The organism is Promicromonospora sp. NPDC023805 (assembly GCF_040639635.1).
In the GTDB taxonomy this organism is placed as follows: domain Bacteria; phylum Actinomycetota; class Actinomycetes; order Actinomycetales; family Cellulomonadaceae; genus Promicromonospora.
In genome coordinates, this window is record NZ_JBFAAH010000002.1 from 240,826 (window position 1) to 264,541 (window position 23,716).

General features: G+C 66.4%; 19 protein-coding genes. All 19 read right to left on the reverse strand.

Translation table 11 applies throughout. The features are described 5' to 3' along the window. The 19 genes from rpsC to AB0F70_RS04625 all read right to left on the reverse strand — a co-directional run bounded on the left by rpsC (position 1) and on the right by AB0F70_RS04625 (position 23,614). Positions 1-855: a 30S ribosomal protein S3 gene (gene rpsC / locus AB0F70_RS04535; RefSeq protein ID WP_116673592.1), complete on the reverse strand. Its 855-nt coding sequence runs from the start codon at positions 853-855 to the stop codon at positions 1-3. Continuing rightward, entirely contained in the window at positions 855-1,214 is a 360-nt protein-coding gene (gene rplV, locus AB0F70_RS04540) for a 50S ribosomal protein L22 (RefSeq protein ID WP_116673591.1), read from the reverse strand. Before rplV ends, rpsC begins: the two co-directional genes overlap by 1 nt. 67 nt (positions 1,215-1,281) lie before the next feature. Beyond that, entirely contained in the window at positions 1,282-1,563 is a 282-nt protein-coding gene (gene rpsS, locus AB0F70_RS04545) for a 30S ribosomal protein S19 (RefSeq protein WP_253869175.1), read from the reverse strand. 14 nt (positions 1,564-1,577) lie between these two features. Then, on the reverse strand, positions 1,578-2,414 hold the full coding sequence (rplB, locus tag AB0F70_RS04550; protein ID WP_116673589.1) for a 50S ribosomal protein L2: 837 nt from the start codon (positions 2,412-2,414) through the stop codon (positions 1,578-1,580). Between the two features lie 31 nt (positions 2,415-2,445). Continuing rightward, the gene (gene rplW, locus AB0F70_RS04555) at positions 2,446-2,748 is read right to left on the reverse strand and encodes a 50S ribosomal protein L23 (RefSeq protein ID WP_357443959.1); all 303 of its coding nucleotides are present in this window, start codon (positions 2,746-2,748) and stop codon (positions 2,446-2,448) included. After that, positions 2,745-3,437, reverse strand: a complete 693-nt coding sequence (gene rplD, locus AB0F70_RS04560; protein ID WP_357443961.1) for a 50S ribosomal protein L4 — start codon at positions 3,435-3,437, stop codon at positions 2,745-2,747. The genes rplW and rplD overlap by 4 nt, the downstream gene beginning before the upstream one ends. A gap of 5 nt (positions 3,438-3,442) precedes the next feature. Continuing rightward, complete coding sequence (gene rplC, locus AB0F70_RS04565; RefSeq protein ID WP_357443963.1) at positions 3,443-4,096, reverse strand: 50S ribosomal protein L3; 654 nt, start codon at positions 4,094-4,096, stop codon at positions 3,443-3,445. A gap of 14 nt (positions 4,097-4,110) precedes the next feature. After that, the gene (gene rpsJ, locus AB0F70_RS04570) at positions 4,111-4,419 is read right to left on the reverse strand and encodes a 30S ribosomal protein S10 (protein ID WP_019146773.1); all 309 of its coding nucleotides are present in this window, start codon (positions 4,417-4,419) and stop codon (positions 4,111-4,113) included. 527 nt (positions 4,420-4,946) lie between these two features. Further along, on the reverse strand, positions 4,947-6,143 hold the full coding sequence (gene tuf / locus AB0F70_RS04575) for an elongation factor Tu (protein ID WP_357443966.1): 1,197 nt from the start codon (positions 6,141-6,143) through the stop codon (positions 4,947-4,949). 122 nt (positions 6,144-6,265) lie between these two features. Continuing rightward, complete coding sequence (gene fusA, locus AB0F70_RS04580) at positions 6,266-8,368, reverse strand: elongation factor G (RefSeq protein ID WP_357443968.1); 2,103 nt, start codon at positions 8,366-8,368, stop codon at positions 6,266-6,268. A gap of 92 nt (positions 8,369-8,460) precedes the next feature. After that, the gene (rpsG, locus tag AB0F70_RS04585; RefSeq protein ID WP_182620558.1) at positions 8,461-8,931 is read right to left on the reverse strand and encodes a 30S ribosomal protein S7; all 471 of its coding nucleotides are present in this window, start codon (positions 8,929-8,931) and stop codon (positions 8,461-8,463) included. Further along, complete coding sequence (gene rpsL / locus AB0F70_RS04590) at positions 8,931-9,305, reverse strand: 30S ribosomal protein S12 (protein WP_357443970.1); 375 nt, start codon at positions 9,303-9,305, stop codon at positions 8,931-8,933. Before rpsL ends, rpsG begins: the two co-directional genes overlap by 1 nt. A 431-nt stretch (positions 9,306-9,736) precedes the next feature. After that, on the reverse strand, positions 9,737-13,621 hold the full coding sequence (locus tag AB0F70_RS04595; RefSeq protein ID WP_357443972.1) for a DNA-directed RNA polymerase subunit beta': 3,885 nt from the start codon (positions 13,619-13,621) through the stop codon (positions 9,737-9,739). Positions 13,622-13,717: 96 nt separating this feature from the next. Then, complete coding sequence (gene rpoB / locus AB0F70_RS04600) at positions 13,718-17,230, reverse strand: DNA-directed RNA polymerase subunit beta (RefSeq protein WP_357443974.1); 3,513 nt, start codon at positions 17,228-17,230, stop codon at positions 13,718-13,720. A gap of 406 nt (positions 17,231-17,636) precedes the next feature. Then, complete coding sequence (gene rplL, locus AB0F70_RS04605; RefSeq protein ID WP_357443976.1) at positions 17,637-18,017, reverse strand: 50S ribosomal protein L7/L12; 381 nt, start codon at positions 18,015-18,017, stop codon at positions 17,637-17,639. A gap of 84 nt (positions 18,018-18,101) precedes the next feature. Continuing rightward, positions 18,102-18,632: a 50S ribosomal protein L10 gene (rplJ, locus tag AB0F70_RS04610; protein WP_357443978.1), complete on the reverse strand. Its 531-nt coding sequence runs from the start codon at positions 18,630-18,632 to the stop codon at positions 18,102-18,104. 312 nt (positions 18,633-18,944) lie between these two features. Further along, positions 18,945-21,542, reverse strand: coding sequence for a CHAT domain-containing protein (locus AB0F70_RS04615; RefSeq protein ID WP_357443980.1), 2,598 nt, complete (start codon positions 21,540-21,542; stop codon positions 18,945-18,947). Between the two features lie 251 nt (positions 21,543-21,793). Continuing rightward, a complete protein-coding gene (locus tag AB0F70_RS04620) occupies positions 21,794-23,032 on the reverse strand; it encodes an MFS transporter (protein ID WP_357443982.1) in 1,239 nt (412 codons plus the stop codon). A gap of 114 nt (positions 23,033-23,146) precedes the next feature. Further along, the gene (locus AB0F70_RS04625) at positions 23,147-23,614 is read right to left on the reverse strand and encodes a GNAT family N-acetyltransferase (RefSeq protein ID WP_357443984.1); all 468 of its coding nucleotides are present in this window, start codon (positions 23,612-23,614) and stop codon (positions 23,147-23,149) included. Positions 23,615-23,716: the final 102 nt, after the last annotated feature.

A 23,716-nucleotide genomic window follows, 5' to 3' on the forward strand; every position in this document is an offset into this window, starting at 1 on the left:
TCAGGCCTCCGTTCCGGTCTCAGCGGCCGGAGCAGCAGCTGCCTCAGCCGCGGGGGCTGCCTCAGTGCTGCGCTCGGCCGGACGCTCGTTACGACGTCCGCCACCACCGCGACGGTCGCCACCGCGCTCGCCACCGCGCTCGCCACGCTCAGGACGGTCGCCACGACCGCGACCCGCGCGGGGTGCGGCAGTAGCCTGCTGAGCGGCGAACTCCTTCTCGGTGACCTCGCCCTTGTAGATCCACACCTTGACGCCGATACGGCCGAACGTGGTGCGGGCCTCGTAGAAGCCGTAGTCGATGTACGCCCGGAGGGTGTGCAGGGGCACGCGGCCCTCGCGGTAGAACTCCGAACGGCTCATCTCGGCGCCGCCGAGGCGGCCGGCGACCTGCACGCGGATACCCTTCGCGCCGGCACGCTGGGCGGACTGCATGCCCTTGCGCATCGCACGACGGAAGGAGACACGGCTGGCCAGCTGCTCGGCAATGCCCTGAGCAACGAGCTGCGCGTCGATCTCCGCGTTCTTGACCTCGAGGATGTTGAGCTGAACCTGCTTGCCCGTGAGCTTCTCGAGCTCACCGCGGATGCGGTCGGCCTCAGCACCTCGACGACCGATCACGATGCCCGGACGTGCCGTGTGGATGTCCACGCGGACACGGTCGCGGGTGCGCTCGATCTCAACCTTGGAGATACCCGCACGCTCGAGGCCAGTGCCCATGAGCTTGCGGATCTGAACGTCCTCACGGACGTAGTCGCGGTACCGCTGACCAGGCTTGGTGCTGTCGGCGAACCAACGCGACCGGTGGTCAGTCGTAATACCCAGGCGGTACCCGTGCGGGTGAACCTTCTGTCCCACTATCGGGCCCCTTCCTTATCGGCGAGCACCACGGTGATGTGGCTGGTGCGCTTAAGAATGCGCGTAGCACGTCCCTGAGCCCGAGGCCGGAACCGCTTGAGCGTCGGCCCCTCGTCCACGAACGCGGCGGAGACGACCAGGTCGCCCTCGTCGAAGCGCTCGCTCGCGCGGTCGGCCTTCACCCGAGCGTTCGCGATCGCGCTCTCCACGACCTTGCGGATCGGCTCACTGGCGGCCTGCGGTGCGAACTTCAGCACCGCGACGGCCTCAGAGGCCTGCTTGCCACGGATGAGGTCCACGACGCGCCGGGCCTTCTGGGGCGTGACACGGACGAACCGCGCCTGCGCCTTGGCTTCCATTGCTGTCCTGCTTCCTTTTCTCAGACAGTCCAGATCATCGCTGCTGTGACGGGGAGAATCCCACGTCTCAGCGGCGACGACCCTTCCTGTCGTCCTTCACGTGGCCGCGGAAGGTCCGCGTGGGAGCGAACTCGCCGAGCTTGTGGCCGACCATCGACTCGGTCACGAAGACCGGGACGTGCTTGCGACCGTCGTGCACGGCAAAGGTGTGACCGAGAAAGTCGGGCGTGACAACCGACCGACGGGACCAGGTCTTGATAACTGTCTTGGTCCCCTTCTCGTTCTGGACGTCCACCTTCTTCTGGAGGTGTCCGTCTACGAAGGGGCCCTTCTTCAGGCTACGAGGCATGTTTCAGGCTCCTATCAGCGCTTCTTGCCGGTACGACGGCGACGGACGATCATCCGGTCGCTCGACTTGTTCGGACGGCGGGTACGACCCTCGGCCTGGCCCCAAGGGCTGACCGGGTGACGTCCGCCGGACGTCTTGCCTTCACCACCACCGTGGGGGTGGTCCACCGGGTTCATGGCGACACCACGGACGGTCGGGCGCTTGCCCTTCCAGCGCATGCGGCCGGCCTTGCCCCAGTTGATGTTCGACTGCTCGGCGTTGCCGACCTCGCCCACCGTCGCGCGGCAGCGGAGGTCGACCATCCGGATCTCGCCGGACGGCATGCGCAGCTGCGCATAGGGGCCGTCCTTGGCAACGAGCTGCACGGACGCACCAGCCGAACGAGCGATCTTCGCACCGCCGCCGGGCCGAAGCTCGATGGCGTGGATGACCGTACCGGTCGGGATGTTGCGCAGCGGCAGGTTGTTGCCGGGCTTGATGTCAGCACCCGCACCAGCCTCGATGCGGTCACCCTGCGACAGCTTGTTCGGCGCGATGATGTAGCGCTTCTCGCCGTCCGCGTAGTGCAGGAGCGCGATGCGCGCCGTGCGGTTGGGGTCGTACTCGATGTGAGCGACCTTCGCGGGCACGCCGTCCTTGTCATGACGACGGAAGTCGATGACGCGGTAGGCGCGCTTGTGGCCGCCACCCTTGTGACGTGTCGTGATACGACCGGTGTTGTTACGACCACCGGTCTTGCTCAGCGGGCGGATCAGCGACTTCTCGGGCTGCGAGCGCGTGATCTCGACAAAGTCGGCAACGCTGGAGCCGCGGCGGCCGGGCGTAGTCGGCTTGTACTTACGGATTCCCATGGAAACCTGTCCTCAATCGTCTCTCGTCAGCTCAGCCGACCGGACCGCCGAAGATGTCGATCGTGCCCTCGCGGAGGGTGACGATCGCACGCTTCGTGTCCTTACGCTTGCCGAGGCCAAAACGCGTGCGACGCGTCTTGCCCTTGCGGTTCATCGTGTTCACCGACGCGACCTTGACGCTGAAGACCTTCTCAATAGCGATCTTGATCTCGGTCTTGTTCGCGCTCGGGTCGACGATGAAGGTGTACTTGCCCTCGTCGAGAAGGTTGTAGCTCTTCTCGGAGACGACCGGCGCGATCAGGATGTCGCGCGGGTCCTTCACGGTGACGGTCACTTGGCGGTCTCCTCAGCGGTCTCGGCCTCGGACTCCGTGGCGACAGCCTTCGCGCCCTTGGTCGGGCCCTCGAGGAACGCGGCAAGCGCACCCTCAGTGAAGATGACGTCGTCGGAGACGAGCACGTCGTAGGTGTTCAGCTGGTCAGCGACCAGCAGGTGCACCTCGGGAACGTTGCGCAGTGACTTGACCGTGGCCTCGTCGTTGCGCTCCGTCACGATGAGCACGTGAGCACGCGTCGTGAGCTTCGTGATGGTGGCGAGCGCCGTCTTGGTCGACGGGACACCTTCGATGCCGAAACCGGCAACGACGTGCACGCGACCGGAACGAGCGCGGTCCGAGAGGGCACCGCGCAGGGCGGCAGCCTTCATCTTCTTCGGGGTGCGCTGGTCGTAGCTGCGCGGCTGCGGGCCGTGGACGACGCCACCGCCGGCGAACTGCGGAGCACGCGTCGAACCCTGGCGGGCGCGACCTGTGCCCTTCTGCTTGTACGGCTTGCGGCCACCACCGCGGACCTCGCCACGAGTCTTCGTGGATGCGGTCCCCTGGCGGGCGGCTGCGCGCTGCGCAACGACCACCTGGTGGATCAGCGGAATGTTCACGGCGACGTCGAACACCTCAGAAGGGAGCTCGGCGGTGCCGGACTTCTTGCCCTGGGCGTCCAGGACGTCGACAGTCAGAGCGGTCATCGGGTTCACGCTCCCTTCGCGGCGTTACGCACGAGGACGACGCCACCCTTGGGGCCGGGAACCGCGCCCTTGACGAGCAGCAGACCCTTCTCGGCGTCGACCGCGTGAACGGTCAGGTTCTGAGTGGTCTGACGGGCGTTACCCATCCGACCGGCCATCTTCATGCCCTTGAAGACTCGCGACGGCGTCGAAGCGCCACCGATCGAGCCGGGCTTGCGGTGGTTGCGGTGCGCACCGTGAGAAGCACCCACGCCGTGGAAGCCGTGACGCTTCATGACGCCGGCGGTGCCCTTGCCCTTGGTGGTACCGACCACGTCGACCAGCGCGCCAGCCTCGAAGGCGTCAGCGGTGATCTCCTGGCCGAGGGTGTACTCGGAGGCGTTCTCGGTGCGGATCTCGGCCACGTGACGGCGCGGCGTGACGCCGGCCTTCTCGAAGTGGCCCTTGAGGGGCTTGGTGACCTTGCGCGGGTCAACCTGTCCGGTCGCGAGCTGAACAGCCGCATAACCGTCGGCGTCTGCTGTGCGGACCTGGGTCACCACATTGGTGCCCACGGCGACAACGGTCACCGGCACGAGGCGGCCTGCCTCGTCCCAGAGCTGCGTCATGCCGAGCTTGGTCCCGAGCAACGCGGTCACGTTCTTCTGCTGGTTGGTCATGATGTCCTCCAGCCTCAGAGCTTGATCTCGATGTTCACGTCCGCCGGCAGGTCGAGTCGCATGAGCGAGTCGACGGCCTTGGGCGTGGGATCGATGATGTCGATGAGCCGCTTGTGCGTACGCATCTCGAAGTGCTCGCGGCTGTCCTTGTACTTGTGAGGCGACCGGATCACAACGAAGACGTTCTTCTCCGTCGGCAGCGGCACCGGACCCACGACCGTCGCACCAGCGCGAGTGACCGTGTCGACGATCTTGCGCGCCGAACTGTCGATCACCTCGTGGTCGTAGGACTTGAGCCGGATGCGGATCTTCTGTCCCGCCATGGCGTCGTCTGACTCTCTCTCTCGAACCGCTACTGTCCGACCCACGCACTCGGGCGTGTCGCATAATGCGGCACAGCCGGGCGCATAACACCATTGCTGGTGCCGGGGCCGTTGGGAAGTGATCTGCGCTGGCTGCAAGCCAGAGCGACCACGACGTTTGCAGAGCCTGCTCGGAACAGTTCCTCCGGAAGACCGAAGGACGTGTGCTCCGCGGGGCGCCTCGTGCGTATCGAACAACAGGCGATAAACCCCGCGACCCCTCACCCGGTTTCTCCCCGGGAGGGTGACCGCTCCAGCCTCTGTTGGCCCCGAACGGATCCGGGACCAAGGACTGCGGTTCTGCACACTGTTCGATACTTGAAAGAGCGCGCCCTTGACAGGCAACTATGCAATCTTGCCATACGACTCCGCATGTACCAAACGGAGGATGGTGTGACGCCCACTACTTACGCGATGAGGCCCGGGTGCCGAAGCACCCGGGCCCCATCGTTCAGCTGACTTCCGTCAGATGAGTCTGTGCTCCAAGATCACTTGAGGATCTTGGTGACACGGCCTGAACCGACCGTGCGGCCACCCTCGCGGATGGCGAAGCCCAGACCCTCCTCCATGGCGATCGGCTGGATGAGCTCGACCGTCATCTCGGTGTTGTCGCCGGGCATGACCATCTCGGTGCCCTCGGGCAGCGTGATGACGCCGGTGACGTCCGTGGTGCGGAAGTAGAACTGCGGGCGGTAGTTCGAGTAGAACGGGTTGTGACGGCCACCCTCGTCCTTGCCCAGGATGTAGACCTGTGCCTCGAAGTTCGTGTGCGGGGTGATCGAACCCGGCTTCACGATGACCTGACCGCGCTCGACGTCCTCGCGCTTGATGCCACGCAGGAGGAGACCGGTGTTGTCGCCGGCCTGCGCCTGGTCCATCTGCTTGTGGAACGTCTCGATGCCCGTGACCGTGGTCTTCTGCGGCACGCGGATACCGACGATCTCGACGTCGGAGTTGATGTCGAGCGTGCCACGCTCGACCTTGCCGGTGACGACGGTGCCACGACCGGTGATCGTGAAGACGTCCTCGATCGGCATCAGGAACGGCTTGTCGAGGTCACGCACCGGCTCCGGCACGTTCTCGTCGACGGCTTCCATCAGCTCGACGATCTTCTCGACCCACTCCGGGTCGCCCTCGAGCGCCTTGAGGCCCGAGACGCGCACGACGGGAGCGTTGTCGCCGTCGAACTCCTGCGAGGACAGCAGCTCACGGACCTCCATCTCGACGAGCTCGAGGATCTCCTCGTCGTCGACCATGTCGGACTTGTTGAGCGCCACCATCAGGTACGGCACGCCGACCTGACGGGCGAGCAGCACGTGCTCACGCGTCTGGGCCATCGGACCGTCGGTCGCGGCAACCACCAGGATCGCGCCGTCCATCTGCGCGGCGCCGGTGATCATGTTCTTGATGTAGTCGGCGTGACCCGGGGCGTCGACGTGCGCGTAGTGGCGCTTCGGCGTCTCGTACTCGATGTGCGCGATGTTGATCGTGATACCGCGCTGCTTCTCTTCCGGCGCGGCGTCGATCTCGTCGAAGTTGCGCTGCGTGTTCGCCGGAAGGCCCGGGTACTTGTCCGCAAGCGTCTTCGAGATCGCGGCGGTCAGCGTCGTCTTACCGTGGTCGACGTGACCGATCGTGCCGATGTTGACGTGCGGCTTGGTCCGCTCGAACTTGGCCTTAGCCACTGGGGTCCTCCTGGGACTTGGGTAGATGTTCCGAACGTTGCAGATGCTCGGCCAAGAAGCCTACAACTGCGGGGCGTGCGGTTTTTCCTACAGGTTGGTAGTGCGGGTCGACCTGTGGGGACTCACTCGCCCCGGGTCTTCTTGATGATCTCTTCGGCAACTGCCTTGGGAACCTCGGCGTAGCTGTCGAACTGCATCGAGTACACCGCGCGACCCTGGGTCTTCGACCGGAGGTCACCGATGTAGCCGAACATCTCACTGAGCGGCACCTGGGCGCGAACGACCTTGACGCCGGTCGCGTCCTCCATGGACTGGATCATGCCACGTCGGGAGTTGATGTCGCCGATCACGTCGCCCATGTACTCCTCGGGCGTACGCACCTCGACGGCCATGACCGGCTCGAGCAGGACCGGGTCGGCGCGCTTGACGCCTTCCTTGAAGACCATCGAACCGGCAATCTTGAACGCCATCTCCGAGGAGTCGACGTCGTGGTACGCACCATCGATCAGCGACGCCTTGACGCCGACGACCGGGAAGCCTGCCAGGACACCCTGCTGCATGGCCGACTGGATGCCAGCGTCCACGGAAGGGATGTACTCGCGCGGGATACGGCCACCGGTGACGGCGTTCTCGAACTCGTAGAGCTCGCCCTCCGTCGTCTCCAGCGGCGAGAAGGTCACCTGGACCTTGGCGAACTGGCCGGAACCACCGGTCTGCTTCTTGTGCGTGTAGTCGACCTTCTCCGCAACGCGGCGAATGGTCTCGCGGTAGGCGACCTGCGGCTTACCGACGTTCGCATCGACCTTGAACTCGCGGCGCATGCGCTCCACGAGGATGTCGAGGTGGAGCTCGCCCATACCGCCGATGACGGTCTGGCCGGTCTCGTCGTCCAGCCGCACGCGGAAGGTCGGGTCCTCCTGCGCGAGCTTCTGGATGGCGGTCGACAGCTTCTCCTGGTCGGCCTTCGTCTTCGGCTCGATCGCCACGTCGATGACGGGCTCCGGGAAGCTCATCGACTCGAGGATGACCTGGTTCTGCGGGTCGCACAGGGTGTCACCGGTGGTGACGTCCTTGAGCCCGATGAACGCGTAGATGTGGCCGGCGTGCGCCTCTTCGACCGGGTTCTCCTTGTTGGAGTGCATCTGGAAGAGCTTCCCGATGCGCTCCTTCTTGCCCTTGGTCGAGTTCTGCACGGCAGCGCCCTGCGAGACCTTGCCCGAGTAGACGCGGACGTAGGTCAGCTTGCCGAAGAACGGGTGCGTGGCGACCTTGAACGCCAGTGCCGAGAACGGCTCCGACTCGTCCGGCCGACGCTCGATGATCTTCTCTGCGTCCTTGACGTCGACGCCCTGGACAGCCGGGACGTCGAGCGGGGTCGGCAGGTAGTCGATCACGGCGTCGAGCATGGGCTGGACGCCCTTGTTCTTGAACGCCGAGCCGCACAGGACCGGGAAGGCCGCCGACTTGATGACGAGCTTCCGGATGCCGGACTTGATCTCCGGAATCGTCAGCTCCTCGCCACCGAGGAACTTCTCGAGCAGCTCGTCGTCCGCCTCGGCGACAGCCTCGACCAGGTCGGCGCGGTACTGCTGCGCCTTCTCGAGCATGTCGGCCGGGATCTCCTCGACCTCGTACTCCTCACCCATCTTGGTGTCGCCGCGCCACGTGAGCGCCTTCATCTCGATGAGGTCGACAACGCCCTCGAAGTCGTTCTCCGACCCGATCGGGAGCTGGATGACGAGCGGCTTCGCCTTGAGGCGGTTGATGATGGTGTCGACGGTGAAGTAGAAGTCCGCACCGAGCTTGTCCATCTTGTTGACGAAGCAGATGCGCGGGACGTCGTACTTGTCCGCCTGGCGCCAGACCGTCTCCGACTGGGGCTCGACGCCCTCCTTGCCGTCGAACACGGCAACGGCACCGTCGAGCACGCGGAGCGACCGCTCCACCTCGACCGTGAAGTCGACGTGACCCGGCGTATCGATGATGTTGATCTGGTTGTTCTTCCAGTAGCAGGTCGTCGCGGCGGACGTGATCGTGATGCCGCGCTCCTGCTCCTGCTCCATCCAGTCCATCGTCGACGCACCGTCGTGCGTCTCACCGATCTTGTAGTTCACACCCGTGTAGAACAGGATGCGCTCGGTCGTCGTGGTCTTTCCGGCATCGATGTGGGCCATGATGCCGATGTTGCGGACCTTGTTCAGGTCGGTCAGCACGTCGAGTGCCACGGTGTCTTACCCCTTGGTCTGAAGATGGGTGGGGGCCGGCGGTCAAGCATCCACCGACGGCCCCGGGGTGACCCGGGGCCGCTCGGAAGCTACTACCAGCGGTAGTGCGCGAAGGCCTTGTTGGAGTCGGCCATCTTGTGCATGTCCTCGCGGCGCTTGACCGCAGCACCGAGACCGTTCGACGCGTCGAGGATCTCGTTCATGAGACGCTCCGTCATCGTCTTCTCGCGACGAGCGCGGGAGAAGTCGGTGAGCCAGCGCAGCGCGAGCGTGGTGGCACGCGTGGGGCGGACGTCGACCGGCACCTGGTACGTGGCACCACCGACGCGGCGGGAGCGGACCTCGAGCGCGGGACGGACGTTGTCCAGCGCACGCTTGAGGACCACAACGGGGTCGCCGTCGGTCTTGGAACGGACGCCCTCGAGGGCGCCGTAGACGATCGCCTCGGCGGTCGACTTCTTGCCGTCGAGCAGGACCTTGTTGATCAGCTGCGTGACAACCGGGGACCCGTAGACCGGGTCAACGATGAGCGGCCGCTTCGGGGCCGGACCCTTGCGGGGCATCAGCTCTTCTCCTTCTTGGCGCCGTACTTGCTCCGACCCTGCTTGCGGCCCTTGACACCCTGGGTGTCGAGCGCGCCGCGGACGATCTTGTACCGCACACCCGGGAGGTCCTTCACACGGCCGCCACGCACGAGCACGATGGAGTGCTCCTGCAGGTTGTGGCCGACACCGGGGATGTACGCGGTGACCTCGGTACCGGAGGAGAGCTTCACACGCGCAACCTTGCGGAGCGCCGAGTTCGGCTTCTTGGGGGTGGTGGTGTACACGCGAGTGCACACACCGCGCCGCTGGGGGGAGGCATGGAGGGCCGGCGTCTTGGACGCCGTAACCTTCCGGGTACGCCCCTTGCGGACGAGCTGCTGGATCGTAGGCACTACGTCTCCGTCGTCTTATTGAGCTTCGGCGACGCCCTGCCGGCGTCCCCGTCGATGGTTTGGCTTGTGCGTGCCGATTGCATGCGACACCCACAGCCCCCACGGGGACTGCTGCGCCACTTACCACCGGCTCGATGGCCCGGCTCCGCCATCGGGGCACGACGTGCCCCGGGAGGTTCTTGCCGGGATGCCCACGCACTCACATCGGCCGCTTCCGAAGCTGCCTTGCGGCGGCCTTCAAGAGGTGCGGCCCGACGGCGCGGGCACGAATTCTAAGAATACCCACGTGTTTACGGGGGGTCAAAACGAATCGGGTGTGAGATGCGCCCGAAACCACAGCAGAGCGCCCGCCAGGTCCCGACAGGCCCGACCACAGTGGGTCGAGCCTGTCGAGACCAGCAGGCGCTCTGGCCGGATGTCAAAGGACAGGGTCAGCGGAAGTCGCCGAGGTCCAGGTCCTCCAGCGGGATCGCCTCGCCCGAGCCCATACCGAGCGTCGGGAAGTCGATCTCGTCGTAGCCGAAGCTCGGGTAGAGCTCAGCCTTGGCCTGCTCGGTGGGCTCGACCTCGACGTTGCGGTAGCGGGGAAGACCCGTACCCGCCGGGATGAGCTTACCGATGATGACGTTCTCCTTGAGGCCCAGCAGCGGGTCACGGCGACCGCTCATCGACGCCTCGGTGAGCACTCGGGTGGTCTCCTGGAAGGAGGCCGCCGAGAGCCACGAGTCGGTGGCGAGCGAAGCCTTCGTGATACCCATCAGCTCCGGACGGCCGGCGGCCGGCTGGCCACCCTCCGACACGGCCTTGCGGTTCGCGTCCTCGAAGCGCATGCGCTCCGCGAGCTCACCGGGCAGCAGCTGCGAGTCACCCGAGTCGAGCACGGTCACGCGGCGCAGCATCTGCCGCACGATGACCTCGATGTGCTTGTCGTGGATGTCCACGCCCTGGCTGCGGTAGGTCTCCTGGACCTGGTCCACCAGGTGCGTCTGCGTGGCACGCGGGCCGAGGATGCGCAGCACCTTCTTCGGGTCGACAGCACCCTGGACGAGCTGCGTGCCCACGGTGACGTGGTCGCCGTCCGCGATCTTGAGGCGCGCACGCTTCGTGACCGGGTACTTGATCTCCTCGCCACCGTCGTCCGGCGTCAGCACGAGGTGGCGCGTCCGCTCGGTGTCCTCGATCGTCACGCGACCCGTGTACTCCGCGATCGGCGCCTCACCCTTGGGGGTACGGGCCTCGAAGAGCTCGGTGACACGCGGCAGACCCTGCGTGATGTCCTCAGCGGCAGCCACACCACCGGTGTGGAAGGTACGCATCGTCAGCTGCGTGCCCGGCTCACCGATCGACTGCGCCGCGATGATGCCGACGGCCTCGCCGATGTCCACGAGCAGGCCCGTGGCCAGGGAGCGGCCGTAGCACTTCGCGCAGGTGCCGACACGAGAGGTGCAGGTAAGGACCGAACGGACCTTGACGCTCTCGATGCCCGCCGCGATCACCTGGTCGATGATGACGTCGCCCGCGTCCGAACCGGCGGTCGCGATGACGTTGCCGTCGGCGTCCACCACGTCGGTCGCGAAGGTACGCGAGTAGATGCTGGTCTCGACGCGGTCGTCCGGGACGAGCGAGCCGTCCGGGAGCTTCTCGGCGACCGGCAGCGTGAGGCCGCGCTCCGTACCGCAGTCGTCCTCACGGATGATGACGTCCTGCGAAACGTCCACCAGACGACGGGTCAGGTAACCCGAGTCCGCCGTACGGAGGGCCGTGTCGGCCAGACCCTTACGGGCACCGTGCGTCGCGATGAAGTACTCGAGGACCGACAGGCCCTCACGGTAGTTGGACTTGATCGGACGAGGGATGATCTCGCCCTTCGGGTTCGCCACGAGGCCGCGCATACCGGCGATCTGACGGACCTGCATCCAGTTACCACGAGCACCCGAGCCCACCATGCGCATCACGGTGTTCCGCGCGTCGCTCTCGAGCTTCTCCCGCATGACCGATGCGACCCGGTCGGTCGCCTGCGTCCAGATCTCGATGAGCTCCTGACGGCGCTCGTCGTCCGTGATCAGACCCTTGTCGAACTGCTGCTGGACCTTGAGGGCCCGAGCCTCGTGCTCGTCGAGGATCGCGGCCTTCTCGGTCGGCGCAGCGACGTCGGAGATGGCGATCGTGACACCGGAGCGCGTGGCCCACCGGTAGCCGGCGTCCTTCAGCGCGTCCAGCGCCGCGGCCACCTCCACCTTCGGGTAGCGCTCGGCGAGGTCGTTGACGATCGTCGAGAGACGCTTCTTGTCGGCGACACCGTTCTCGTACGGGTAGTCGACGGGCAGCGTCTCGTTGAACAGGTACCGGCCGAGGGTCGTGTCGAACAGGAGCTGCTGCCCCTGCTCCCAGCCCTCGGGCGCCTCGAAGTCCTTCAGCGGCGGCACGAGGTCCGACATCCGAAGCTTGATCGTGGCGTTGATGTCCAGCTCACCCCGGTCGAAGGCCATGATGGCCTCGGCCACGGAACCGAACGCACGACCCTCGCCCACGGCGCCCGGACGGTCGCTCGTGAGGTGGTGCAGACCGATGATCATGTCCTGCGAGGGCATGGTCACCGGACGGCCGTCCGACGGCTTGAGGATGTTGTTGCTCGAGAGCATGAGGATGCGGGCCTCGGCCTGCGCCTCGGCGCTCAGCGGCAGGTGCACTGCCATCTGGTCACCGTCGAAGTCGGCGTTGAACGCGCCGCAGACGAGCGGGTGCAGGTGGATTGCCTTGCCCTCGACGAGCTGCGGCTCGAACGCCTGGATGCCCAGACGGTGCAGCGTCGGCGCACGGTTCAGGAGCACGGGGTGCTCCGTGATGACCTCTTCGAGCACGTCCCACACGACCGGGCGCGTGCGCTCGACCATGCGCTTGGCGCTCTTGATGTTCTGCGCGTGGTTGAGCTCCACGAGCCGCTTCATGACGAACGGCTTGAACAGCTCGAGCGCCATCTGCTTGGGCAGACCGCACTGGTGCAGCTTGAGCTGCGGGCCGACGACGATGACCGAACGGCCCGAGTAGTCGACGCGCTTGCCGAGCAGGTTCTGACGGAACCGACCCTGCTTGCCCTTGAGCATGTCGGAGATCGACTTCAGCGGGCGGTTGCCCGGACCCGTGACCGGACGGCCGCGGCGGCCGTTGTCGAACAGCGAGTCGACGGCCTCCTGGAGCATCCGCTTCTCGTTGTTGACGATGATCTCCGGCGCGCCCAGGTCCAGAAGCCGCTTGAGGCGGTTGTTCCGGTTGATGACGCGGCGGTACAGGTCGTTCAGGTCCGACGTCGCGAACCGGCCACCGTCGAGCTGCACCATCGGGCGCAGGTCCGGCGGGATGACCGGGACGGCGTCGAGCACCATCGCCGTGGGCGAGTTCGTGGTCGTGAGGAACGCGTTCACGACCTTGAGCCGCTTGAGGGCACGGGTCTTGCGCTGGCCCTTGCCGGAGCGGATGGTCTCGCGCAGCGAGTCGGCCTCGGCCTCCAGGTCGAAGTTCTGGAGGCGCTGCTGGATCGCGCTCGCACCCATCGCACCCTCGAAGTAGGTGCCGTAGCGGTCCTGGAGCTGCCGGTAGAGCATCTCGTCGCCCTCGAGGTCAGCGACCTTGAGGTTCTTGAACCGGTCCCAGACCTGCTCGAGGCGGTCCAGCTCCTGGTCCGCACGCTTGCGGAGCTGAGCCATCTCGCGCTCGGCGGAGTCGCGCACCTTGCGGCGCGCGTCAGCCTTGGCACCCTCGGCCTCGAGCTCGGCCAGGTCGGCCTCGAGCTTCTGGGCGCGGGTGTTGATGTCGTTGTCCCGGCGGTCGGAGATCTCCTTCTTCTCGAGATCGATCTCGTTCTGCAGGTTCGGCAGGTCTTCCTGGCGGGCCTCGTCGTCGACCGACGTGATCATGTAGGCCGCGAAGTAGATGACCTTCTCGAGGTCCTTCGGTGCCAGGTCGAGCAGGTAGCCCAGGCGCGACGGCACACCCTTGAAGAACCAGATGTGCGTGACGGGCGCGGCGAGCTCGATGTGGCCCATGCGCTCACGGCGCACCTTGGAACGCGTGACCTCTACGCCACAACGCTCACAGATGATGCCCTTGAAGCGCACGCGCTTGTACTTGCCGCAGTAGCACTCCCAGTCGCGGGTCGGACCGAAGATCTTCTCGCAGAAGAGTCCGTCCTTCTCCGGCTTGAGGGTGCGGTAGTTGATGGTCTCTGGCTTCTTGACCTCACCGTGCGACCAGGCACGGATGTCCTCGGCCGTGGCGAGGCCGATACGCAGCTCGTCGAAGACGTTGACGTCGAGCAAGATGTCCTACTTCCTGAAGTTCTCGAAAACCCTCGTGGTGTCCGGGTCCGCGCCCGGTGTCCAGGTCCGCGCCCGATGTACGGGCGCGGACCGGTGTCAGATCTCGTCGACGCTGGAGGCGGCGTTCGGCCGCCTCGAGAGGTCGATGCCGAGCTCCTCAGCGGCGCGGTACACCTCGTCGTCCGACTCCTTCATCTCGATGTGGCTGCCGTCGCTCGAGAGCACCTCGACGTTCAGGCACAGCGACTGCATCTCCTTGAGAAGGACCTTGAAGGACTCCGGGATGCCCGAGTCGGGGATGTTCTCGCCCTTGACGATCGCCTCGTAGACCTTCACGCGGCCCGGGACGTCGTCGGACTTGATGGTGAGCAGCTCCTGGAGCGTGTACGCGGCGCCGTACGCCTCGAGTGCCCAGACCTCCATCTCACCGAACCGCTGACCACCGAACTGCGCCTTACCACCCAGCGGCTGCTGCGTGATCATCGAGTACGGACCGGTCGAACGCGCGTGGATCTTGTCGTCGACCAGGTGGTGCAGCTTCAGGATGTACATGTAGCCGGTGGAGACGGCCTCGGGGAACGGCTCGCCGGAGCGGCCGTCGAACAGCATCGCCTTGCCGTCGTGGTTGACCATGCGCTGGCCGTCACGGTTGGGCAGGGTGGCCCCGAAGAGACCGCGGAGCGCGACCTCCTCCAGGCCGTCGAAGACCGGCGTGGCGACAGGGCGGCCCGGCTCGCTCGTGTGAGCGACCTCGGGGAGGCTCTGCAGCCACTCCCCACCCTTGTCGTCGGCCAGCGAGACGTCCCAGCCCTGCTTGGCGATCCACCCGAGGTGGGTCTCCAGCACCTGACCGACGTTCATCCGGCCCGGCACACCCAGGGGGTTCAGGACGACGTCGACCGGCGTGCCGTCCTCGAGGAACGGCATGTCCTCCTGCGGGAGGATCTTCGAGATGACGCCCTTGTTGCCGTGGCGGCCGGCCAGCTTGTCACCGACGGTGATCTTGCGGCGCTGCGCGATGTAGACGCGCACCAGCTGGTTCACGCCGGCGGGCAGCTCGTCGCCGTCCTCCCGGTTGAACTCGCGCACCGCGATGACCGTGCCCTGCTCGCCGTGGGGAACCTTGAGCGAGGTGTCGCGCACCTCGCGCGCCTTCTCACCGAAGATGGCGCGGAGCAGGCGCTCCTCCGGGGTCAGCTCGGTCTCACCCTTGGGGGTGACCTTGCCGACCAGGATGTCGCCCGCGCCGACCTCGGCACCGATGCGGATCACGCCGCGCTCGTCGAGGTCCGCGAGGACCTCCTCGGAGACGTTCGGGATGTCCCGCGTGATCTCCTCCGGGCCGAGCTTGGTGTCGCGAGCGTCGACCTCGTGCTCCTCGATGTGGATCGAGGAGAGGACGTCGTCCTCCACGAGGCGCTGCGACAGGATGATCGCGTCCTCGTAGTTGTGGCCCTCCCACGACATGAACGCGACCAGCAGGTTGCGGCCGAGCGCGAGCTCGCCCTCGTCCGTGGCCGGGCCGTCGGCTAGCACGGAGCCGACCTCGACCCGCGCACCCTCGTCGACCAGCACGCGCTGGTTGTAGCTCGTGCCCTGGTTCGAGCGCACGAACTTGTGCACGCGGTACGAGCCCGTCGTGCCGTCGTCGTTCGCCACGAGCACCAGGTCGGCCGAGACCTCGGTGACAACACCGGGCTTGGTCGCCACGATGACGTCGCCGGCGTCGACCGCCGCACGGCGCTCCATGCCGGTACCGACCACGGGGGCCTCGGACCGGACCAGCGGCACCGCCTGGCGCTGCATGTTCGCACCCATGAGGGCGCGGTTTGCGTCGTCGTGCTCGAGGAACGGGATCAGGGCAGTCGCGACCGACACCATCTGGCGCGGCGAGACGTCCATGTAGTCGATCTCGGCACCCGGGATGTCGTTGGTCTCGCCACCCTTGGTGCGGACGAGCACGCGGTCGAGGACGAACGTGCCGTCCTCGAGCAGGGGCGTGTTCGCCTGCGCGATGATGTAGCGGTCCTCGTCATCGGCCGTCAGGTACTCGATGTTGTCGGTGACCTTGCCGTTCTCGACCTTGCGGTACGGCGTCTCGATGAAGCCGAACGGGTTGATGCGACCGAACGACGCGAGCGAACCGATCAGACCGATGTTCGGACCCTCAGGGGTCTCGATCGGGCACATGCGGCCGTAGTGCGACGGGTGGACGTCACGGACCTCCATACCGGCGCGGTCGCGGGACAGACCACCCGGGCCCAGCGCGTTCAGACGACGCTTGTGCGTCAGACCGGCCAGGGGGTTGTTCTGGTCCATGAACTGCGACAGCTGCGACGTGCCGAAGAACTCACGGATCGACGCGACGACCGGACGGATGTTGATCAGCGTCTGCGGCGTGATGGCCTCGACGTCCTGCGTGGTCATGCGCTCGCGAACGACGCGCTCCATGCGGGACAGACCCGTACGCACCTGGTTCTGGATGAGCTCACCCACGGCGCGGATACGGCGGTTGCCGAAGTGGTCGATGTCGTCGACCTCTACGCGCACCTCGACCGGCTTGCCGTTGCGCATCCCCGAGAGGATCTGCTTGTCGGCGTGCAGGGCGGCGAGGTACTTGATCGTCGCCACGACGTCGGTCAGCGACAGCGTGGACTCGGCCAGCTGTGCGTCGACACCGAGCTTCTTGTTCGCCTTGTAGCGGCCGACCTTCGCGAGGTCGTAACGCTTCGGGTTGAAGTAGAAGTTCTCGAGCAGCGCGCGACCGGCCTCGACCGTGGGCGGCTCGCCCGGGCGGATCTTGCGGTACAGGTCCACAAGAGCCTCGTCCTCGGTGTGGACGTGGTCCTTCTCGAGGGTGTCGAGCACCGACGGGAACTCGGCGAACTCCTCGCGGATCTCCGCCTCGCTCATGCCGAGGGCCTTGAGCAGCACCGTGACGGACTGCTTGCGCTTGCGGTCGACGCGGACGCCGACGGCATCGCGCTTGTCGATCTCGAACTCGAGCCAGGCACCACGCGACGGGATGATTTTCGCGGAGAAGACGTCCTTGTCGCTGGTCTTGTCCGGGGTGCGCTCGAAGTAGACGCCCGGCGAACGCACCAGCTGGGAGACGACGACGCGCTCGGTGCCGTTGATGATGAAGGTGCCGCGGGCCGTCATGAGCGGGAAGTCGCCCATGAAGACGGTCTGGCTCTTGATCTCACCGGTGGTGTAGTTGACGAACTCCGCGGTGACGAACAGCGGGGCCGCGTAGGTGAAGTCCTTCTCCTTGCACTCGTCCGCCGTGTACTTCGGCGGCTCGAAGCGGTGGTTCGAGAAGGAGAGGGACATCGAGGAGCCGAAGTCCTCGATCGGGGAGATCTCCTCGAAGATCTCCTCGAGGCCCGAAGTTTCCGGGACATCATTACGGCCAGCCGTCTTGGCAATTTCTACCCTGGCCTGCCAGGCTGGGTTACCAAGGAGCCAGTCGAAGCTTTCGGTCTGAAGGCCAAGCAGGTCGGGGACCTCGAGTGGCTCATAGATCTTTGCGAAGGAAACGCGACGGGAAGCGGTACGGTTCGCAATGGCTTCGGCGGACGGAGCTGAAGGGGTGCGCGAGGCAGCCAAGAGGGGTCCTTCCCTGCAGTTCGGGTGAACGCTGTACGCTCTGCGGTGCTGCAGGAAGCTCTGCCGGACTTCACCGGTCGCCGGAGGGCATCCCACAAGAGGGGATGCGACAAGGACTTTCGGGAAGCAGGGGGAGCCGTCGAGGGCACACGCGGGCGCAAAGCGCTAGCATACCTATCTGGTTCTAGTATGTCCAGTCGCCCTACTACGTGCACGCCGAGACCGCAATAATCCTCGAATCGTTGCGTATCCGCACGGTCGGCCGCACTGCCGCGACGCTGCGGCTGACGTGGGTGAAAACGAGAGGCCCGCACCCCAAGGGATGCGGGCCTCTGCAGTCGGCGGACGGCGCCCGGGACGAGCCCGGGCCGCCGTCACACCAGCCCGAAGGCGGTGGAGCCTGAGGTCACTTGATGGTGACGGTGGCGCCGGCGCCCTCGAGGGCAGCCTTTGCCTTCTCGGCGGCGTCCTTGTCGGCAGCCTCGAGAACCGGCTTCGGTGCGCCGTCGACCAGGTCCTTGGCCTCCTTGAGACCGAGGGACGTGAGCGCGCGCACCTCCTTGATGACCTGGATCTTCTTGTCACCAGCAGCCTCGAGGATGACGTCGAACTCCGTCTTCTCCTCCACGGCCTCGGCGGCGACGGCCGGGCCGGCAGCGGCAGCGGCGACCGGAGCGGCAGCGGTGACGTCGAACTTGTCCTCGAAGGCCTTCACGAAGTCGGACAGCTCGATGAGCGTGAGCTCCTCGAAGGCGGACAGGAGCTCGTCGGTGGAGAGCTTCGCCATGATGGCGTTCCTTTCAGTAGGCGCTTCGCGGACCGGTGCGGCCCGCGAGAAGCAGGGGGTTTTTGTTCTAGCGCTACCGCCTGATCAGGCGGCAGCGCCCTCCGACTCCTGCTTCTGACGCAGGGCATCGATAACGCGAGCGACCTGGGCGGGCTTGGCGGTGAAGGCGTAAGCAGCACGCGTCAGCGTGGCCTTCAGACCGCCGGCCACCTTGGCCAGCAGAACCTCGCGGGACTCGAGGTCCGCGAGCTTCGTGATCTCTGCAGCGGACATCGGGCGGCCGTCGAGCACGCCACCCTTGATGACCAGAGCAGGGTTCGCCTTGGCGAAGTCACGCAGACCCTTCGCAGCCGTGACCGGGTCCCCGGTCACGAATGCGATGGCGGACGGGCCCTTCAGGTCGGCGTCGAGACCCTCGACACCGGCCTCCTTGGCCGCGATCCCCGTCAGCGTGTTCTTCACCACGGCGTAGGTTGCGTTGCCGCTGAGCGACCGACGCAGCTCCTTGAGCTGCGCGACGGTGAGCCCGCGGTACTCGGTCAGCACGGCCGCGTTGGAGTCGCGGAACTTGCCCGCGATCTCTGCGACTGCGGCTGCCTTGTCCGGCCTCGCCATGGCAATCCTTCCGGTGGTGGTACCACCGTCCCTGGGGCAGATGCCCCGGGCGTGCCCCGGAAAATGAGAAAGAGCCCCGGCGCAGGTGCACGGGGCTCGGTTCGCGCGGCAGGACCGCACTCGAGTTCGTTACCTGCGCAGGCCCCCGCTCTCAGCGGGACTTCGGTCTTCTTCCGCTCTGCAAGAGAGCAGCGTCGGACAACCGGCGGTCTTGGGTTACGTTGCTAAGGTAACACGGCCCCGTGGGCGGTACCGAATCGGCAGGCGGTGGCCCTCGCCACACGCTGCCCGACGGCGGTCGCTCTGCGAGCGTCAGCGCTCCAGCCCCTCCAGGGAACCGAAGCACACCAGCGGCGCCGGCTCCGTCTCGTCCGCGAGCGCCGCGGCGAGCGCGGCCTCCGGGTCGTCGGTGGCCCGCAGGTGCGCGTGGAAGCGCGGCATGACGCGGGCGGCGACGGCGTCCGACAGCGGGGCGACCGCCGCGACGACGGCGCGGGCGCCGAGGCGCAGGAGGACCGACGTCAGGCCCAGGACCTCTCCCCCGACCACCTGGGAGGAACCGCCTACCTCGCACGCCGACAGGATCACCACCGATCCGGGCAGCCGGGTGCCGTCGAGCTCGTGCGCGAAGAGCGGTCCGTCGGCCAGGTCGATGGAGGCGAAGAGCGGGTTGTCGGCGTCGTGCCTGCCGTGGGTGGCCAGGTGCACGATGTCGTGCGTGGCGAGCGCCTCGCGTACCGCGGTCGTCGTGGCCGCGAGGCCGGTGAGGACCGTCGCTCCCGGCCACATGTCGCCCACCGCTCGCACCTCGCTCGCGCCGAGGGTCACGCCCGGGCCGTGCGCCGCGAGGAGCCGGTGCCCCTCCCCCGGCCGCGCGTGGGCCCGGCCCCGTGCGACGTAGGAGCGCGTGGTGGTGCGCCTGCCCCTGCGGGACGGGAGAGCCGTCCACGGCACCCCGACGAGCGGGTCCCGGCCGACGACGTACAACGAGCCGTCCGCCTCCAGCGGTATGGCGAGGAGTTCATCGAGGGCGTTCAGGTTGCGGGTCAGGGAGCGCCGGGCGGCGGCGCGCAGGGCCGTTGGCACCAGGTCGTTGGCGCACACGCCGAGGTCGGCCCGTGCGCGTAGCACCCGTTCGGCGACGTCGGCCCGTGGGCCCAGCTCCACGGTGCGCGCACCGTCCGCGTCCACGCGGACGCACCGGAGGACGCCGTCGAGCACCAGGTAGTTGGCGACCACTGCGCCGTCGTCGCGGGTGGCGAGCAGGTTCCGCACGTCCGCGACGGTGGCGGGGCGTTCCTCGGCCGCGGCCTTCTCGGCACCCGTGCGGTGCCAGGCACGTTCGCGGGCCGTCGCCAGGAGCCTGCCGGAGCGTTGGAACAGGTGGCCTCGCTCGGGGGCGCTCTCGCGGTCCGTGAGGGTGCGGGCCCGGGCGGCGAGGCCCCGGGCCTCCGTGACGAGTGCGCGCACGGCGGGGTCATCCGGCGCCGCGGCGGCGCCCACCCCCGCGAACGTGGCACGCCCGCGTTCGACCGCCTCGAACAGCGCGTCGGGCAGGCCGGTCCGCACGGCGGCCGCGACGTCGGTGCGCTGCAGGTCGACGCCGTGGACGGCGGCGGCGGTCACCGACTCCACGGATCCGAGCCCCAGGCTGTGGTCAGCGAGCAGGCCGAAGCCGGTCCGGACGGCGGCGACTCCGGCGTCCCGGTCTCCTGACGCGAAGGCGAGCTGGGCGAGCACCGTCTGCTGCTGGATCCGCGTGGTCAGCGGAGCGTCGGCGATGCCGTCCGGGACGTTGTCGAGCACGGCGCGGGCGGCGACGGCGTCGTCGGCCAGGAGGTACCAGTGTGCGGCGACGAACCGCGCGGCCAGACCTGGGTGCTGTCCGAGGAGCGGGTCCACCTCGTCGCCGGCCTCCGCCGCTTCGATGGCCTGCTCGGCACGGTCGCGCGCGTCGTCCGGCACGGGCGCCTCGCCACGCCGGACCGGCAGGAGGATCGCCTCGAGCTCCGCGACACGGGCGACCGCCGCACGCTGCGGATGGCCTACTCCGGCGTAGTACTGCCGGACGAAGGCCGCGGCGAACCGGGCCTCGTCCCACCGGTGCAGTGCCATGAGGCAGCGGGCGCGGAAGTACTCGGCCTCCGCACGGTGCTGCGCGCGGCCAGGACCGACCATGCGGGAGATCGCCTGGGTGAGCACTCGCTCGGCGTCCTCGAGCAGCCCTGCCTCGTAGAGGACGGCGCCACGGCCGATGTCGAGCAGGCCGTCGGCCCGCTCCGGGTCGACGGCGCGGGCCGCTTCCATGGCCCGGAGCGCGCCGGGCAGGTCGCCGAGCGCGTACCGCACGAAGCCGGTGTTGTGCAGGGCGAGGGATGCGATCGAGGGCGTGCCGGCACGCACCGCCTGCTCGTGGCAGACGTCGAAGTCCCGGAGCGCCGCATCGAGCCGGCCCAACTCGATGGCTGTCGCGCCCCGGTTGAGCAGCACCGTCGCGAGGTCTCGCCCGTGCAGCACTCCCGGATCCGCGAGCACCTTGTCGAAGGCCGCCATGGCGTCGGTCAGCCGGCCGGAGCGCTGCAGGAGCAGGCCGCGTGCCCCCTCGACGACGGCGGCGAGGCGCGCCCGGACCGCCGGTGGCGCCGACTCGGCGTGGGACTCGGCGTCCTGAAGGATGGCCAGCGGCTTGTCGAGCGCGTCCTCGACCGCATGGACGGCGACCGCCTCCCCCGTCAGGGAACGCACCACGCCCTCCGCCCAGCGCTCGTGGTCTCCGGGCTCGAGCTCTGCGAGGTCCACGACCCAAAGCCGGTCGAGCACCTTCCGGAACCGCAGCAGAGCGTCGCCCGGCCGCGAGCGGGAGTTGAGGTCCCGCGCGACCAGCAGCTCCGCCTCGAGTTCCGGCCACATGTCGCCCCTAGTTCTTTCACCCCCACAGGGGCATCAGGCGACACGCTAGCGGGTGAAGTGTTCGCTGTCACCGCACTTACCGACGACGCAGGTCAGGGACTCAACGCGCCAATCCATCGGTGAACGGCAGGAACAAGGAGCCCTGACAGGAGCACGAACGCTCATCGTCGGCAAGCTACCGGGACCGGCCTCACCAACGGATGAAATTTCGACCCATCAATAAGTTGCACGCGCAACACTTGCCGAACTTGTCACGGCACCGCAATTCGCCGGATCTTCGCATTCGTCAGCGGAAGACACATTGCGATCACCATAAGCAGGCCGAAGAGGGCGAGAGCGATCGTTGCGGAGGTGCCGGCAGCAATTAGACCAAAGACAACGGTACTGATCGGCATCAAGATTTCGTCACCGAGCCGGGTGAGTGCGATCATCCGGCCAGTATATTCAGCCCTGATCTGTGAGATAAATGCGGCGCCCAGCATCGCCGATGCAGCTCCTGCACAGAGCCCCATCACCACAGCTCCAGCAAACAATGTCTCGACCCCGCCGACGCCAAGCAAAGCGATCGCAAGACCCTCGACAGCAAACAGGCCGTAAGCAGTCAGCGCGGGACGTTTAGCCTTGAAGCGGACCGAACCCAAAGCACCGATTGTTGCGCCAATACCAACAGCCACCCCAACGTAGCCAACCACTTCGGCCCCCATCCCGAGCTCCCGGGTACGGAGAGCGACACCAAGCCCGAGCGCCGGAACAATGAAGACATTCAGAAGCATCTGTGACAGCACGAGTGTGCGCGTCACAGGAGCGTCCTTCAGATGCGTGAAGCTCTGGAACGCGTCCCGGAGCATCGACCCAGACGCAACTTTCGCAATCGGATATCGCAGAGGCATGTAGAACGCGACAAACAACAACACGCCACCGAAGGCCACAACATTCAGGAGCGCAGTCCCCTGAATGGCCCAGTACGCAACCACGATTCCTCCCGCAGCCGAACCAAACAGTTCACCGAGGCGCCCAACGGTCTGATACATGCCAATGTAGGACGGAATATCCGAAGGATGGACGATTTGGCGAGCAATGGTCGAGGCCGCCGGTTCGTACAGTGCGTCGCATGCCCCAAGGCACGCCGCCGAGGCGACCAACAACGGATAGGAGATGCCCGACGAAGTCGCAGCGACGATGACCGCCATCAGTGCCAGCAATCGTCCGATATTTGACGCGACCATCACCCGGCGAACGTCAAACCGATCAGCAACCGTACCCCCCAGGACCAGTAGAAGGGCCCGAGGGATCGTGCCTGCCGCTAACACGACGCCGGCTGCCGCTGGGCTTCCGACCTGCACTGCTGTCCAAGCGAGCCCAATACCCCAGATGGTATCGGTCACCGAAGACATGGCCCTGGTCACGATCCACAGATGAGCAAGCCGGTCGTGGCGGAATGGAGGAGAGACGCGCTCTACCTCTGCGGGCTCCAGAACCTCAGACGACATCTAGTCCCTCTACACCTTCGCCAGCCGAATACCCCCGGGTCGTTACCGGGTCAGAGTCGCAGTTCCATATACATGGAATACTGCGCGACGTACAAGCAGTAGGATGGGTCGCAATCAAAGGTCGATGGTCATTATCTCGGCGTCCGTGCCATCAGATTCGTAGTAGCCCCGCTCAATTCCAGTGGTCGTGAAACCGAGCGATTCGTACAACTTCCTGGCATGCGCGTTGTCGGTTCGCAAACGGAGGCGGATAAGCGACAGGCCCGAGGTACGTGCAGTGTCAGCCAGCACGCTCATCATCTTCCGGCCCAGTCCAGCTCGCCGAAAGGATTTGCCCACGCCGATTGTTGCTACTTCGCCGTACCCATCTTTCACCTGCAATGCACAGTAGCCAGCAATAGTCAGAGTTTCTGCACGACCAATTTCTGCAACATAGACTTTAAAATCTGAGTGATCGGCGATTTCTTCAAACCAATCGCGGGGCCATGCATCGTCACCGAAAGCCTGCTCGTCCAGTTTAACAACTTTATCAAGATCGCCAGCCAACAGAGGCCGAATGATCACACTCTCATCAACCTTCATTGGTGTCGCGATCCATTCGAGAAGGAAAGACGGCCATCACGATCCGCCTCCCGGCCGGGGCGTTTCGGCGCCCCGGCCGGTACTAGCTGTATCGAATCCTGG

Bases quoted from the DNA above. Each gene is read 5' to 3' on its own strand.
- rplC (WP_357443963.1), bottom strand. From the start codon at position 4,096: ATGACCAACCAGCAGAAGAACGTGACCGCGTTGCTCGGGACCAAGCTC.
- rpsG (WP_182620558.1), bottom strand. From the start codon at position 8,931: ATGCCCCGCAAGGGTCCGGCCCCGAAGCGGCCGCTCATCGTTGACCCG.
- AB0F70_RS04625 (WP_357443984.1), bottom strand. From the start codon at position 23,614: ATGAAGGTTGATGAGAGTGTGATCATTCGGCCTCTGTTGGCTGGCGAT.
- rplL (WP_357443976.1), bottom strand. From the start codon at position 18,017: ATGGCGAAGCTCTCCACCGACGAGCTCCTGTCCGCCTTCGAGGAGCTC.
- rplB (WP_116673589.1), bottom strand. From the start codon at position 2,414: ATGGGAATCCGTAAGTACAAGCCGACTACGCCCGGCCGCCGCGGCTCC.
- rplD (WP_357443961.1), bottom strand. From the start codon at position 3,437: ATGACCGCTCTGACTGTCGACGTCCTGGACGCCCAGGGCAAGAAGTCC.
- rpsJ (WP_019146773.1), bottom strand. From the start codon at position 4,419: ATGGCGGGACAGAAGATCCGCATCCGGCTCAAGTCCTACGACCACGAG.
- rplV (WP_116673591.1), bottom strand. From the start codon at position 1,214: ATGGAAGCCAAGGCGCAGGCGCGGTTCGTCCGTGTCACGCCCCAGAAG.
- rpsS (WP_253869175.1), bottom strand. From the start codon at position 1,563: ATGCCTCGTAGCCTGAAGAAGGGCCCCTTCGTAGACGGACACCTCCAG.
- AB0F70_RS04620 (WP_357443982.1), bottom strand. From the start codon at position 23,032: ATGTCGTCTGAGGTTCTGGAGCCCGCAGAGGTAGAGCGCGTCTCTCCT.
- AB0F70_RS04615 (WP_357443980.1), bottom strand. From the start codon at position 21,542: ATGTGGCCGGAACTCGAGGCGGAGCTGCTGGTCGCGCGGGACCTCAAC.
- rplJ (WP_357443978.1), bottom strand. From the start codon at position 18,632: ATGGCGAGGCCGGACAAGGCAGCCGCAGTCGCAGAGATCGCGGGCAAG.